This window comes from Nitrosomonas ureae (genome assembly GCF_900108305.1).
Classification (GTDB): domain Bacteria; phylum Pseudomonadota; class Gammaproteobacteria; order Burkholderiales; family Nitrosomonadaceae; genus Nitrosomonas; species Nitrosomonas ureae_B.
Map to the genome: position 1 here is coordinate 1 of NZ_FNUX01000013.1, position 14,937 is coordinate 14,937.

12 protein-coding genes and 1 pseudogene are annotated in these 14,937 nt (G+C 44.0%); 3 read left to right on the plus strand and 10 right to left on the minus strand.

The window, feature by feature from the left end; translation table 11 throughout:
- Positions 1 to 100: 100 nt before the first annotated feature.
- Both C4S39_RS08505 and C4S39_RS08510 read left to right on the plus strand, forming a co-directional pair.
- Positions 101 to 263: pseudogene (locus C4S39_RS08505) on the plus strand (IS3 family transposase); the annotation flags it as partial.
- On the plus strand, positions 260 to 1,657 hold the full coding sequence (locus C4S39_RS08510) for a PhoH family protein (protein WP_258039361.1): 1,398 nt from the start codon (positions 260 to 262) through the stop codon (positions 1,655 to 1,657). The pseudogene C4S39_RS08505 and the gene C4S39_RS08510, both read left to right, overlap by 4 nt.
- A 137-nt stretch (positions 1,658 to 1,794) precedes the next feature.
- On the opposite strand, the gene C4S39_RS08515 is transcribed toward C4S39_RS08510, so the two are convergent.
- The 9 genes from C4S39_RS08515 to rfbA form a co-directional block, all read right to left on the minus strand.
- Positions 1,795 to 2,445 (minus strand): hypothetical protein, encoded by a 651-nt coding sequence (locus tag C4S39_RS08515; protein WP_103966599.1) that lies wholly within the window; start codon positions 2,443 to 2,445, stop codon positions 1,795 to 1,797.
- Positions 2,446 to 2,573: 128 nt separating this feature from the next.
- Positions 2,574 to 3,767 carry a serine palmitoyltransferase gene (gene spt, locus C4S39_RS08520; protein ID WP_103966600.1) on the minus strand — a complete coding sequence of 398 codons (1,194 nt, stop codon included), beginning with the start codon at positions 3,765 to 3,767 and terminating at the stop codon, positions 2,574 to 2,576.
- Positions 3,767 to 4,024: an acyl carrier protein gene (locus tag C4S39_RS08525; RefSeq protein WP_103966601.1), complete on the minus strand. Its 258-nt coding sequence runs from the start codon at positions 4,022 to 4,024 to the stop codon at positions 3,767 to 3,769. The genes spt and C4S39_RS08525 overlap by 1 nt, the downstream gene beginning before the upstream one ends.
- Before the next feature lie 30 nt (positions 4,025 to 4,054).
- Entirely contained in the window at positions 4,055 to 4,969 is a 915-nt protein-coding gene (locus C4S39_RS08530; RefSeq protein WP_103966602.1) for an NAD-dependent epimerase/dehydratase family protein, read from the minus strand.
- Positions 4,970 to 4,974: 5 nt separating this feature from the next.
- Positions 4,975 to 6,804, minus strand: a complete 1,830-nt coding sequence (locus C4S39_RS08535; protein WP_103966662.1) for a fatty acyl-AMP ligase — start codon at positions 6,802 to 6,804, stop codon at positions 4,975 to 4,977.
- Between the two features lie 497 nt (positions 6,805 to 7,301).
- Complete coding sequence (locus tag C4S39_RS08540; RefSeq protein WP_103966663.1) at positions 7,302 to 8,054, minus strand: alkaline phytoceramidase; 753 nt, start codon at positions 8,052 to 8,054, stop codon at positions 7,302 to 7,304.
- Positions 8,055 to 8,237: 183 nt separating this feature from the next.
- The gene (radA, locus tag C4S39_RS08545) at positions 8,238 to 9,587 is read right to left on the minus strand and encodes a DNA repair protein RadA (protein ID WP_103966603.1); all 1,350 of its coding nucleotides are present in this window, start codon (positions 9,585 to 9,587) and stop codon (positions 8,238 to 8,240) included.
- 50 nt (positions 9,588 to 9,637) lie between these two features.
- Positions 9,638 to 10,183, minus strand: coding sequence for a dTDP-4-dehydrorhamnose 3,5-epimerase (rfbC, locus tag C4S39_RS08550; protein ID WP_103966664.1), 546 nt, complete (start codon positions 10,181 to 10,183; stop codon positions 9,638 to 9,640).
- Positions 10,184 to 10,199: 16 nt separating this feature from the next.
- Positions 10,200 to 11,132 carry a glucose-1-phosphate thymidylyltransferase RfbA gene (gene rfbA / locus C4S39_RS08555; RefSeq protein ID WP_103966604.1) on the minus strand — a complete coding sequence of 311 codons (933 nt, stop codon included), beginning with the start codon at positions 11,130 to 11,132 and terminating at the stop codon, positions 10,200 to 10,202.
- Between the two features lie 150 nt (positions 11,133 to 11,282).
- Here rfbA and C4S39_RS08560 point away from each other — a divergent pair, with 150 nt between their 5' ends.
- A complete protein-coding gene (locus C4S39_RS08560) occupies positions 11,283 to 12,995 on the plus strand; it encodes an ABC transporter transmembrane domain-containing protein (protein WP_103966605.1) in 1,713 nt (570 codons plus the stop codon).
- Between the two features lie 47 nt (positions 12,996 to 13,042).
- On the opposite strand, the gene C4S39_RS08565 is transcribed toward C4S39_RS08560, so the two are convergent.
- Complete coding sequence (locus C4S39_RS08565) at positions 13,043 to 14,932, minus strand: polysaccharide biosynthesis protein (RefSeq protein ID WP_103966606.1); 1,890 nt, start codon at positions 14,930 to 14,932, stop codon at positions 13,043 to 13,045.
- Positions 14,933 to 14,937 lie beyond the last annotated feature (5 nt).

Consider the following 14,937-nt stretch of genomic DNA (forward strand, 5'->3'; position numbering starts at 1 on the left):
TACGAATTGCTCGTTCACGGATTTCAGGTGAGTATCTTATCGATTTATTCATAGCTCCATTCTCTCAAGAAATGGAGTCTCCGATAAACCCGGGGCGGTTCAAAGTCCTTGGCACAATATCGAGGAAGTGGAGTTTGCTACCTTGGAATGGGTAGATTGGTTTAACAAATCGCCGGTTACTGGAGCCGACCGGAAATATTCCACCAGTAGAATTTGAAATGGCATATTATCGTCAATTAACGGGGCTGGCTGATGCAGCTTGACTCAAACCAAACAGTCTCCGGAAGAACCGGGGCCGATTCACTTAACAATTCAATTTTTTATGCCAGCAAAGGAAAAGAAGAAAATATTTGTCCTTGATACTTCGGTTATCTTATATAACCACAGTGCAATTTACAGTTTTGAAGAAAATGATGTGGCCATTCCGATTACCGTAGTGGAAGAGCTTGATCATTTTAAGAAAGGCAATGACATCAAGAATTTTGAAGCCCGGGAATTCATACGAATTATGGATAAATTGTCGGCAAACCATTCGTTGCAAAACTGGATTCCCATTGATCAATCCAATCATGGTCATTTCAAAGTATGCATGCAGGGAAAGGCCATCGGACTGGATGCTACCAAGGTATTTGGAGAAAACACAGCCGACCATCGTATTCTAAATACAGTAATTTCACTGAACGAAGAATATCCGGGAAGAAAAATAGTCTTGGTATCCAAAGATATCAACCTGCGGCTCAAGGCAAAATCCCTGAATATTCCGGCGGAAGATTTTGAAACTGGAAAAATCAAAGATCTTGAATCTTTGTATACAGGCAAAACAGTAATCGAGGGATTGACGAAAGGAATTATCGACAGCATTTATACCCAGAATTTTTGCATGCCCGCCGATATCGGCATACACGATCCCATACCCAATCATTATTTTATTCTAAAGAGCAACCGGACTTCTGTTTTGGTATTTTATAATCCTTTATCACAACGAATCGAGCGTATTGAAAAAGAATCCGCCTTCCGGATTACACCCAGAAATGCCGAGCAAGTATTTGCTTTACATGCGATTACCAATCCGAATGTCAAACTTGTCACCCTGCAGGGTGTTGCCGGAACAGGAAAAACCCTGCTTGCACTCGCCGGTGCACTTGACCAGAAAAGACATTTCAAGCAAATATACTTGGCGCGTCCAATTGTGCCTTTAAGCAATAAAGACATTGGTTTCTTGCCGGGCGATATCGTCTCAAAGCTTAATCCCTATATGGAACCACTGTGGGATAACCTTAAATTCATTAAAAGTTTGTTTACTGAGAAAGATAAGGAATATAAGCAGATTACGGATGCCGTTGATCAAGAAAAACTGAAGATCACTCCTCTTGCTTACATCCGCGGACGCAGTATCTCCAATGTTTTTTTTATTGTGGATGAAGCACAGAATCTCACGCCTCACGAAGTAAAAACGATCATCACGCGCGCAGGTGAAAACACTAAAATTGTATTTACCGGTGATATTTATCAAATAGATACTCCCTATCTCGATTCTCAGAGTAATGGGCTATCCTATCTGATCGATAAAATCAGGCATCACGATATTTATGCGCATGTGCGACTGGAAAAAGGCGAGCGCTCAAACCTTGCGAATTTGGCTAATCAGCTGCTATAAAGCCGGAAGTTGTTACTCACCACAACACATAAAAGCGTAATTCCTGAACAGCATCAATATGATGATTGTATTATCCGATCAGCGTTATCTGCACACCGGATACAATAACCTTGCAGCCCAGTAATGTGCGCAACTGTTTACTGCAGCAAGAAATCTATATTGGATACCGGAGTAAGTATCCTTGGGGTATCCCGTGCCGTCTCATTAAAAGATGGCAAAACGGTCTCTTGAAACGGCGCTATTAAATTTCTTGACTCACTGGTCTGTGTAAATCCACGATTGCGGAATACTTTCTTCAAACTAAACGAAGATAAATCAGGATTAAATCCCATGATGAGGGTGTTTGTAAGTGCAAATACAGCGCTTGTAGTAAAAGGTAGAAATGGAGTCCCTCTCGCGCTCAAGTCGGTATACATTGAGCTGATCACAATCATTAATTCCTGACCGTTGAAATAGGCTGTGGCATCGATGGATATCAGTGGTCGAGGCAAACCATCAACCGCAGGAATTCCCGCGTATCCAATCGCCGTTGCACTATCGATACACACGTTTTGATTGTTATTAACAAAACGAGGGATACCGCCTGTCAGACTTAAACGATATATCCCTTCCCCGACATTTTCTATAACCTCAAACTTACTTTGAGCCGGCGTAATACTGGGGGTTGGATCATTGGAATCAACTGCATTCAGGCAGGTAAATCCATCGTACACAATACTGGTTGCCAGAACATTACTTTGCAAAAGAACGGAAAATAATATTATTACTAATCCCTGCATTATTTTCATCGTAAGATCTCGTGTATGAGTTAAGTATGTCCGGCCCACTACATATTCCATGTGACAAGACTTCGTTCATAACTTTTTCTTTATTGCCTGAGAATGACAGATACATCAATGAATCAATAGAAAGCAATTCATGTTTGAACGTTTATCAGGTTATATAACTTGGCAAAAGTATCGCCTACATATTTGATTTGCTCCATTGTATGTACAGCATTTACGCTGCAACGCACAAGTGATTTACCTTCGGGCGCTGCCGGCGGCAAAATTAGATTTACATAAATATTATGTTCGAGTAATTGTTGCCAGAGTAGGAGCGCCTGTTGTGGCGTTTCAACAATGGCAGCAATGACCGGCCCAGGATCCGGCCCTAGCTTATAACCCGCTTCTTTAAGCTGCGAATAGAGTTGTTGGCAATTGCTCCATAATTTGTCACGCAAATGACTTCCTTTTCTAAGCAGCTCCAGGGCTGCCCGGGTTGAAGCAATTGTTGCCGGCGATGGCGATGCAGTAAAAATATAAGGATGACTAACATACCTTAATTGTTCTAGCTGCGGATGATTACTTACGCAAAATCCGCCAATACTGCATAAGCTCTTGCTGAAAGTTCCTGTAATAAAATCAACCTCATTTAACAATCCCGTTTCTTCAACAAGACCTTGACCCGTTTTACCTAGTACACCGAGCGAGTGAGCCTCGTCAAGTAGCAATATGCCACCATATTTATTCTTCAATTGCACGATATCGGCCAACGGCGCCTGATCACCAAGCATGCTATATATCCCTTCAGCAATAATGAGCGTAGTTTCAACATTATCACCCAGGCGACGCAATCGTTTCTCCATGTCGGCCATGTCATTATGTTTGAAACGGATGATATTCGCACCGCTGAGAATACAACCATCGTAAATACTTGCGTGAGAGTCGCCATCAATCAGAACCGTATCACCGGAACCAACCAGACCAGAAATAACGCCTAAGTTCGCTTGATAGCCCGTTGTAAAAATAATGCCCGAGCTACATTGATAAAAATCAGCAAATTCTCTCTCTAATGCTCGATGACCAAAATAACTGCCATTCGCCATTCGTGAACCCGTGGTACCCGTTCCTTCTTTATCAATCGCATCGTGCGCCGCACGAATACATTCCGGAGCAAAAGTTAGGCCCAAGTAATTATTGGTTCCCATCAAAAGTACGCGACGATCCCCAATTCGGGCCTCAGTAGCCGAAAAAACCTCTTCGATTGGAATACCAAAAGCACCCACGCCATCAGGCAAAAGTGCCTTTCTTGCAGCCGCAGCAGCATCTAGTTTTTCAAGTAAATTCATTATGATGATGTCGTTTTAATTTTATGTACCAAATCAACTAATTCACGAACTGTTTGAACATCTGTCAACGCATTGATAGGAATTGAAATATCAAAAGCATCTTCAATTTCCATAATCAGATTGAGCAGCTTGATGGAATCAATCGATAATTGACTGATCAGGTTTGTTTCCGGGGTAATCAATATGTCCGCATTGGTTAAATCGCTTAGACGGTCACAAAGCAACTTCATGATCTCATCATAATTACTTTCAGTCATAGGGTTATTTTGATACAGTTAATTTTGAAATTAGATTACTTCAGATAATACATCTTGTAAACGAATTCTCGGATGCCACTCAGGTAGCGCATTAATCAAAGGGATATTATTGCATACCCAATCTTCATGCTGTAATTCATTAACCTTTCCCGGAGTCAGCATAGGTGAGTATCGAAAGAGGCGGGCAAACCATAGATTAATCAGTGCAATACAGCGGATAAGCAGATTCGGGATCACAATACAATGTACTGGACGTTTCCATACTTGCTGTGCCATGACTTTAAGGCTCTGATAACTATATCCATCAGGTGTACCATCATCGAGTTCAAAGATTCCATTAATCGGTTTCTCGGAATTTAACCAGGCTTGAATAGCTGCAACCAAATCATACACATGTATTAATCCAAATCTATTCTGCATTTTTCCAACAACCGGAAACAATCCGCGGTGTATAGATTGAAAAAGCGGCTTCATTTCTTTATCACCCGGACCATAAACAGCTGTGGGACGAAAAATTGTCCATTGCAGCTGACTTGAGAGTTCGATAAGTTTCTGCTCTGATAAATATTTACTTTGAGCGTACCAGGATAACTCTGGTTGGCGTGCCGCCAAGGAAGAAATAAGTAGGACGCGAGGAAAAGACTTTTGTTTTACCAGGATACGCAGGATATTTTCTGTGCCTGCAATATTGGTACGTTCAAATTCTTGGAAAGAGCTTCCTTTCACTGTTGCAGCACAATGAATTACACATGCTACACCATCAACTAGACGATGCAATGCATTTAAATCTTCTAAGTCACCTTGGATCCACTGAATTAATTCAGTATTTGAGAAACGGATAGTCCGAGTAAGTGCACGAACTATCCATCCATCTTGAATGAGTCTTTGAACTAGTACGCTGCCAATAAAACCAGTAGCACCTGTTACAGCTACTAATTTCTGCATATCTTTTATCTGTCGCCCGACTCTACAAAAGATAATTGATCAACTAGTTGAGTTCTTTGAATATACCCCTGTCTAGCCGCAAAACGCGAGAGTTTACCAGATGAGGTTCTTGGCAAGGTATGTGGCGGTACAAGCTCAACAACACAATTGACTCCAAATGCCATATAAACAAGCTGCTGCAACCTGGTCGTCAGTGACTGACGATCTGTTGGAGAGGTAAGTCTGCATTCAATCACCAGCACAATAGTCGTTGTACCATCTTCATCATTAATTCCAAAGGCAGATGCCTCGCGCGACCTGACTTCCGGTTGTTGTTCGGCCAACTCTTCGATATCTTGCGCTCGAATATTGCGACCATTAACTATAATCACATCGGTACGACGTCCGGTTATAAACAAATCACCTTCAAACAGAAAACCGATATCACCGGTATCCAGCCAATTTCCAAGCTTAAGCGCCTTGTTCGTCTCTTCTGGATTATTATAATAACCAGTCATTACGCTATCACCCTGTACCAGAACACTCCCAACCATCATCTCGGATAATTGATGGCCATCTTCGCCAACTATTTTAACAATATGCCCTGGCAATGGACGTCCGCAATTTACAAATTCATTTTGTTTTCGACCATTAGCTTGTAACCTCACTGCCATTTTTTTATCAATCAGCGTTTTACTATCTACTTGCAGACTATTACATCCTGTATTGATTTTTGAAAATGTAACAGCAAGCGTTGATTCTGCAAGACCATAACATGGCAAAAAGGCATTCTCATCAAAGCCGGCTGACGCAAATTTTTCAGCAAAGTTTCTTAAAGTTTCGGGACGAATCATTTCCGCGCCGATACCAGCTGCTCGCCAGCAACTCAAATCCAATTCTTTTAGATCAGATTCCCGCACACGAAGCGTACATAGCTTAAGGCCAAATGGCTGGCTGAATGCGACCGTACAGCGATTCCGGCTAATTAACCGCAACCACTGCAATGGACGAATTGCAAAATCCCTAGTTGCTAAATAATCGACTGAAATCTGCGTAACCATCGGGGCCAGAACAAGCCCAACCAACCCCATATCATGGTAAAAAGGCAACCACGATGCAGAACGGTCATCGGGCTTTATTTCCAAACCGTTACGCACGATACCCTGTAAATTACACATCAAGGCTCGTTCGGTTATAACTACACCTCGTGGCGTGCGCGTACTACCTGATGTAAATTGCAAATACGCAGTTTCATCTGGATGATTAGGTTGCAATTCTGCATCATGCATAGGAAGCTCATTTAATTTTCCTGGCGTCCCTGTCCAGCGAATGCCGGTTGCGCCTGTTACAGCTTCTTCAAGAAAATTAATGTAATCAATATTAGCCAGAGCAATACTCGCCTGACTACTTTCGAGCATGCCCCTCAATTGTTGAACATATATCGCATGACTTCCGAGATTAACCGGAATCGGCATTGCAAATGGAACTAGCCCAGCATAGCGGCATGCAAAAAACAACTCAACAAATTCCGGAGAGGTATCAGCAATGATCGCTACCCGGCTACCCCGGGGCAAATCAAAACCGAATAAACGCCTAGCTAAAATACGAGCATTCTGCCTAAGTGTCTTGTATGGCAGAACCGAACGAACATTTCCCTTTGCGTCATAAAAGTTATACCCCGTAACTCCCTTCGCTGCATATTCCAAAGCACTTGTTAGCGTACCAAAGCCAGCTAACTGCTGAGTGAGCGTATTGAGTGTCGGTGTCGGTGTTAGATGCAATTCGCTTGAAGGCTGAAAATCAAACGCTTGCGCTTGCGTTAGCGGAGCGTTCAACTTGATTATTGTCGAACTCAAGATCTTCCCCTCGAAGTAATTGTACTTGTCATCTTGCTCATTTTTGCAAGAAATTCTGGTTGAGCGTGCCAATTTTTATTATTCAATTTTAAATAATGCATTTTTTCTGGCTGGAAAATTTTCATTCAAACGCTTACCGCTGACATTGCTTAACAAATATAAGTGTGTCATATTTGACCACTAGGCAGCTTATATAAGGTGCTTTTTCCTGTCAAGGCAATATTAGATGGGTGTTGCATCAAAACAACATTCATTTAAATGACACTGTAAAAACTCTGATCAAACCACTTTCTGCATCTACTCTCTTTGATCGATTTTTTCTTTCTTATTGTCTTTTTATTTGGATTAAGTTTTCCTGTACCGATGGATTCCGATGCATCACAAAACTGCACATAAAATTAAATCCGGATGTTTTCCAGAATTGAATATCAAGATTTGTAATATTCATTTATTTCACCTCAATCTGCAGCTGATATATACACTGTCAATCCGACACATCATTCTAACAACACTCTTTTTTGTAATATCAGTACAATTCGATAAGCAGCATATGCAGCAATCAGGTGTTTTAACGTATGTCCACTAACCCAGCCATCCGCCCAAACAAAAATTGATCGATCCAATAGCTCCGCTACCTTCGCAAACGCGTACAACCCAATGACCTGATAGATATCGCCACCACGGCTGTAGCGCGATGGAAAACGCAGGCTGACCCAGACAATCAACAGAATCAGGTAAAACTGCATCACGATATAAAAATTCAGATTACCACTGCCCTGTCGTTCGGTCCAATACCAATACAACACACTCAATACTGCCAAAATTACCAATAACGGTAGCATCCTTAGACCTATAGTTGCACTCACGCGCTCGGTCAACGTTGCGGACAACAACGCAGCTATGGCTACGGCAATAGGTATTCTATCCCACAACAAACGATGGATGTCCGGCGCCCAGTGATAGTAAATGGAACCAAATGCGACCATGGTTATGCTGAAAAACAACACCCAGTATGGCAGGCCTTCTTTATCATGATGAAACGTAGTTTGCGCTGGCATTCGCTGAACTCGCCACAGGAACATTAAACCAGCGCCTCCACTGAACAAAAAGCCCAAGTTGGATATTACATCGCTGAAATTAGGAATGCCAAAGAGATCACGCCGATCTGCGAAGTGATGATATTCAACAGACTGCGGAATAGGCGGCAACAACGCTGCCGTAATGATGACTATCACTGATAGTCCACTCATTATCCAAAGCTGTCGCTGCAAGTTCATCCAATCAGATCCGGCACTATTCTGAATTCCTTATCAAACTGAACTAGAAAGAAATTATCTGCGCTATCACTATTTGTAAAAACCGACCCGAATTGCCTTTATATTCGTATGGCTCAAGGCTAGCAGAGGTCGATAACAGTTGACCTATGAAGTATTTCAATACATCTGTCCAACAGCTTCTCCGATTCGGCTGACAGCAATGATGTTGATACCTGCAATGGCCTGCTTGGGTTTATTGGCCAATGGAATAATGGCTTGCTTAAAGCCAAGTTTCGCGGCCTCTTTAAGTCGCTCCTGCCCTCGTTGCACCGGACGTATTTCTCCAGCCAAACCAATCTCACCGATCACAATCATTTTTTCCGCTATCGGTTTATTTCTTAGAGATGAAACCACAGCCAGCATAACTGCAAGATCTGCGCCTGGTTCAGTAATTTTTACACCCCCCACAGCATTGACAAAAACATCCTGATCATAGCAAGGAATGCCTGCATGTCGATGCAATACCGCCAATAGCATCGCCAGCCTGTTTTGTTCTAATCCGACACAAAGTCGTCGCGGATTGGGCGAGCGTGCTTCATCGACCAAAGCCTGAATTTCCACCAACAACGGACGCGTGCCTTCTTGCGTAACCATAATGCATGACCCCGGCACTTGCTTGTCATGATGCGAAAGAAACAATGCCGATGGATTCTTCACTTCACGCAACCCTTTCTCGCTCATCGCAAAAACACCTAATTCATTAACCGCGCCAAAACGATTCTTGAATGCGCGAACCATGCGAAAACTGGAATGCATATCACCTTCAAAATACAACACAGTGTCGACCATATGCTCCAGCACGCGCGGACCGGCCAACGCACCCTCTTTGGTAACATGGCCGACTAAAATAATGCTGGTACCACTCGATTTAGCCAAGCGCGTTAATTGCGCTGCACATTCACGCACTTGCGCAACCGATCCAGGTGCTGATTGCAACACCTCGGAATAGATAGTTTGAATCGAATCGATTACCGCCACCGACGGTTTATGTTCTGCCAGAACAGCCTGGATTTTCTCTAATTGAATTTCTGCATACAACTCGACGGACTGCACATTCAACGCCAATCGTTTAGCACGCAGCGCCACTTGCTGCGCGGATTCCTCACCGCTTATGTACAATACTGAATGCTGCGCCGACATAAAAGATAATGCTTGCAGCAACAAGGTTGATTTACCGATCCCCGGATCCCCACCCAGCAACACCACACCGCCATGCACCAATCCACCGCCCAGCACACGATCAAGCTCTTCAATGCCGGTCGGGCAGCGCGCTTCTTCTCGCGCCTCGATAGTGCTTAAGTTTTGTACCTGACCGATTTCCGATACTGGACTGAAACGCGACACAGCTTTCTCTGCCAGCGTTTCTATCAAAGTGTTCCATGCCTGGCAATGCGGACATTGACCTTGCCATTTCAGGGTTTGCCCGCCACACTCAATGCAAGAATAAACGTTTTTTTGTTTGGCCATTAATTCAGAGCAATTCGATAATGCTTGCATCTGCTACCGAAAATTGCAAGCTAATCATAGACTTCTGCCTTATCGAACGTTGCCCCGCATGCATCTTTTCCGGATAGTACCGGCGATCCGATAATCGGCCAGTCAATGGCCAGCGTTGGATCGTTCCAAACAATACAACGCTCGTGCTCGGGTGCCCAGTAATCAGTCGTGTTATACAAAAACTCGGCGTAATCGGACAGCACAACGAAACCATGCGCGAAGCCAGGCGGAATCCATAATTGATTTTTGTTCTCGGCGCTCAGTATTCCGCCCACCCATTTTCCAAAAGTCGGTGAAGAGCGACGAATATCTACAGCTATATCAAATACCTCTCCTGCTACCACGCGCGCAAGTTTCCCTTGCGCCTGTTTGATCTGATAATGCAAGCCACGCAAAACATTGCGCGCAGAGCGCGAATGATTGCTTTGCACAAATTGCACTGATCTTCCAATCACTGATTCAAAACTACGTTGATTAAAGCTCTCATAGAAAAATCCGCGTTCATCGCCGAAAACTTTGGGTTCGATCAGCAGAACATCCGGAATTGCAAGTGGGGTCGATTTCATCCGATATATACCTAAATCAAAATTCACGTTTCAATACATGTAACAAGTACTGACCATATCCATTTTTTGCCAGTGGTGTTGCCAGCGCCTCCAGTTGTGCCGCACTAATCCAACCACGCAGAAATGCGATTTCCTCCGGACAAGCAATTTTCAATCCCTGCCGGCGTTCGATCGTCGCAACAAATTGACTGGCGTCGAGCAAGGATTCATGCGTACCGGTATCCAGCCAAGCATAACCGCGCCGCATGATTTCAACGTTAAGCGCGGAATGTTCAAGATAAATACGATTCAAGTCAGTAATTTCCAGCTCGTTGCGGTTGGAAGGTTTCAGGCTTTTAGCGTAATCAACCACGTGCTGATCATAAAAATAGAGTCCTGTTACCGCATAATTCGATTTGGGGTTCCGAGGCTTTTCCTCCAAATTCAACACCTTGCCAGTAGCATCAAACTCAACCACACCATATCGATCCGGATCATGCACGTGATAGGCAAAAACACTGGCCCCACTAGTACGCAGCATCGCGCTCAACAACAAGTCATGAAAATCATGTCCATAAAAAATGTTATCGCCCAATACCAATGCTGAACAATCGTTACCTATGAATGATTCGCCAATCAGAAAGGCTTGCGCCAGGCCATCGGGTGAAGGTTGTTCAGCATAACTGATACTCAATCCCCATTGATTTCCATCACGCAACAATTGTTGATAATTGACCACATCTCGCGGCGTCGAAATTACCAGAATCTCTTGAATACCCGCCAGCATCAACGTACTAAGCGGGTAATAAATCATGGGCTTATCGAACACCGGCAACAATTGCTTGGATACCGTCTGCGTGACAGGATAAAGCCGCGTCCCGGAACCACCCGCAAGCACGATACCCTTGCGTCGAGGAACAACCGCACCTGGAAAATATCTTGTTTTATCAGAAGTATATAATATTGGCATTCATAACCTCGTGATGTTCACAAACCTGTTAAAGCTCGTTTCCATCCGGGCCCATTCACTAGAAAGAACAGCGATTGTACTATATCCGGCTCATATTCCAGCAAATTACACGACGCAATAATCACTGCATGTTGATGTAGAATTACACTTATGACCCTGCCGCAACTCTACCTTCGTTTGCTTAAAAAACTTGCACCCTATGGGAAACCACTTTTGTGCATATTATTTGCCATGCTGGGCTTGGCAGCAAGTATGGCTTATCTACCCATACTGATTGAACAAATGCTAGTAAACGTATTTGTTCTGAAGGATTTATCGTTGACACAACAGGCATCATTGACAATCATTGCATTATTTGTCGTACGTTGGATTTTTGGTTACATCAGTATTTACTATGTCAGCACGATCAGCGGCAAACTGGAAACTGATTTGCGCATGGATTTTTTTCACAAACTTGTGTCGCTGCCGGTGAATTATTACGCTCATCTTAACCACGATAATCAAATCGACACATTGGTATCTCACATCAGCAGAATCACTCAAACCACAGTTCGTCACATTGCCCAGTTGGGGCAAGATTGTCTTTCTATCATTGGATTATTGATCTGCGCGCTATACCTTAATCAGGAATTCTCGCTGCTATTAGTACTGGTAACACCATTCATCATATTAGTGCACGAAATGATTCGCAGTTATTTCAATAAAACCAATCAACGTAACTCATTAACTTTGAGAGATTTGATCGGGCATATTACGCAGTCAATCAGGCATTACCGGAAAATCAGGCTGGATGGCGGACAAGCCGACGAAAGCCAACGTCTTGGAAGAATTTCAGAAACGCTGCTTCACACTGAAACGCAATCCGCAAAAATCGAAGCCGTAGTTATCCCTTCACGTCAGTTAATCACTGCATTGATGCTTATCGCTGTTACTTACATTATGGCATTACAGGCTATGAATGATGCGCTGAACCTATCCGAAGCAGGTGCACTGATAGCCATTGCATTACTCCTTATTCTCCCGCTTCGGCGTATCGCAGGCATTCCCAGACAACTTGAACATGACCGGGAAATGATAGAAGCTATTTTTTCGTTTCTGGATCTCGCTCCCGAACAGGATATAGGCACGCTCAGTATTCAGCAGATCCGCGGCAAACTGGTATTTGAGCAAATACGCCTGAGTGACCCGACCCAAACCAAACCCATTCTGAGCCATATAAACTTAACGATTAAGCCATCAGAAGTCATCGTTATTAAGGGTTATACGGAAACTGAAAAGAATGTACTCATTGATTTGATACTCCGTTTGCGGCAGCCTTCTTACGGAAGAATATTGCTGGATGAATATCAGATCGATAAAGTATCTACAAATCAGATATATAGAAATATTTCCCTGGTATCTGCCGATCCCTTCCTACTCGACGAAAGAATTGCCGGCAACATTGCCTACGGCGCAATGCGTTGCGCCAATGAAGCAAAAATCACTGCTGCCGCACATGCTTCCCATGCTATGGAATTTATTCGTCGAATGCCTGAAGGCTTACAAACTCGAATTAACCAGAATGGCAACGAAATCAGCAAAAAACAATTGATTCAACTCGCCATCGCACGGGCATTTCTAAAAAATGCTCCCCTATTAATTCTGGATGAAGTATTTGCAGCACAAGAACCTGATTCCGCAGATCTGCTCTCCGCTTTAGAAAAATTGATACAAAATCGCACTACATTGATTTTTAATCAACAAGTTCCACAATTAAAAAAGATTGATCGAATTGTAGTTCTGGAAAATGGATGCATTACAGAAAACTTGAAAACCATGAACCATTCTCAGTTAAGGCAAGAAAACCGGACTATCAATCATTAACATCCATCTTTCAGAAATCTTTATGGCGAATAGAAATCTTTAACCACTCAAAGCCCCACTTCCTTATGAGTGTATTCGGGCACCCACTTAATCAGCTCAACACGGACTTCCTGATCGCTTAGTACGGTCACTTTATCCAACCAGGCCGCCAACTCCGACAACCACTGTTCATCAACCTGACATGCCTGCGCAATACGTAATTTCTGATGGGGTGTCGGAAGCGTACTCTCACTCGTCGCCAGCAATTCCTCATGTATCTTTTCACCCGGGCGCAATCCCGTAAATTCAATACGAATATCACCTTCCGCCAAACCGGATAAATGGATCAGATCATTGGCCAGATCAACGATTCTGACGGGATCCCCCATATCCAGCACAAAAATTTCACCGCCGCCTTGCGTACCACCCATCAGCCCGGCTTGTAAAACCAGTTGCGCAGCTTCCGGAATGGACATGAAGTAACGCGTCATGTCTGGATGGGTGATGGTAATCGGACCGCCTTTGGCAATCTGTTCACGGAATTTTGGAATGACACTGCCGGTACTGCCCAGCACATTGCCAAACCGCACCATTACAAAACAGGTTTGACGCGCTGGGTGATCTCGATCAGCATTGACATGCTTTGAAATTGATTGTTGTAAAGCCTGGCAAACCATTTCTGCCAAACGCTTGCTGGCGCCCATGACGCTCACTGGATTAACCGCCTTGTCGGTGGAAATCAAAACAAATTTATCTACCGCAAAATTAATCGCTACCTGGGCCAGCACATAAGTACCCAGCACATTATTTAAAATAGCCTGGCATGCATTTTCTTGCTCCATCAGCGGCACATGCTTGTACGCAGCCGCATGAAAAACCGCGGTAGGATGAAATTGCGTAAATAATTGTGTCATCCGGGCGCGATCCTTGATATCGCCAATTACAAACGACATATTCATCGCTGGATAACGCGCCAAAAACTCTTCCTGAATGGTGTAGAGCGAAAACTCACTTAACTCAACGAAAACAATACGCTTTGGTTCATATGAGACGAGCTGGCGACATAACTCCGAACCAATCGAACCGCCGGCCCCTGTCACCAGAATCACCTTCCCCGTCAGCAAATCATGCAAACCATCGTCATCCAAAACCACAGGTGCTCTACCCAGCAAATCATCCAGCTGGATTTCACGAATTTGTGACACTGTCGTCTTGCCGCTGATCAGATCAGCATAGGATGGCACTGTCATCGCTTTCACACCGATTTCCGAACACATTTCCAAAGCCTGACGGTGTATTCGCCGAGAAACGGATGGTATGGCGATAATCACATGCCCGACATTCAGTTTCTGCACCCATTGCGGCAATTCTCTGATTGTTCCGCGCACACGCACGCCTTGCAAACGCGTGCCTAATTTTCTGGGATCATCATCCAGCATGCCTACCACATGCCACTCACGGCTTCCGGTTAAAGCTTTCACCAGATTCACAGCCGTGCTGCCAGCGCCCAGAATCAATACCAGCTTCGCTTCATAACTTTCCAGACTGTACAGGCGGCGTTCTTTCCATGCGCGATATATCAAGCGGCTGCCACCCATGATCAACAGCAATAACAATGGAGCCAGCATGATTACCGCACCGGGCACATTCCGCAACAGACCAAATAGCCACAACATCAAGGTTACCGCTACCGAACCCACAGCCACCGCAACAACGATTCTTTTTAAATCCGGCAAACTGGCATAGCGCCACAACCCCCGATAAAGCCCAAACCACAAAAAAGCCCCGCCTTGGATCAGCACGATCCAGGGCAATGTCTGCAATAAAAATATGACTGACACTTCCGGGATTTCAAAATTGAAACGGCATAGATAAGCCAGCCACCAAGCTACCGCGACGGCAATAAAGTCATGAGTAAAAGCGATAAAAGTACGAATCCCGTATCGGTTGGCAAACATATCCC

Bases quoted from the DNA above. Each gene is read 5' to 3' on its own strand.
- C4S39_RS08515 (WP_103966599.1), bottom strand. From the start codon at position 2,445: ATGAAAATAATGCAGGGATTAGTAATAATATTATTTTCCGTTCTTTTG.
- spt (WP_103966600.1), bottom strand. From the start codon at position 3,767: ATGAATTTACTTGAAAAACTAGATGCTGCTGCGGCTGCAAGAAAGGCA.
- C4S39_RS08525 (WP_103966601.1), bottom strand. From the start codon at position 4,024: ATGACTGAAAGTAATTATGATGAGATCATGAAGTTGCTTTGTGACCGT.
- C4S39_RS08530 (WP_103966602.1), bottom strand. From the start codon at position 4,969: ATGCAGAAATTAGTAGCTGTAACAGGTGCTACTGGTTTTATTGGCAGC.
- C4S39_RS08540 (WP_103966663.1), bottom strand. From the start codon at position 8,054: ATGAGTGGACTATCAGTGATAGTCATCATTACGGCAGCGTTGTTGCCG.
- radA (WP_103966603.1), bottom strand. From the start codon at position 9,587: ATGGCCAAACAAAAAAACGTTTATTCTTGCATTGAGTGTGGCGGGCAA.
- rfbC (WP_103966664.1), bottom strand. From the start codon at position 10,183: ATGAAATCGACCCCACTTGCAATTCCGGATGTTCTGCTGATCGAACCC.
- rfbA (WP_103966604.1), bottom strand. From the start codon at position 11,132: ATGCCAATATTATATACTTCTGATAAAACAAGATATTTTCCAGGTGCG.
- C4S39_RS08560 (WP_103966605.1), top strand. From the start codon at position 11,283: ATGACCCTGCCGCAACTCTACCTTCGTTTGCTTAAAAAACTTGCACCC.
- C4S39_RS08565 (WP_103966606.1), bottom strand. From the start codon at position 14,932: ATGTTTGCCAACCGATACGGGATTCGTACTTTTATCGCTTTTACTCAT.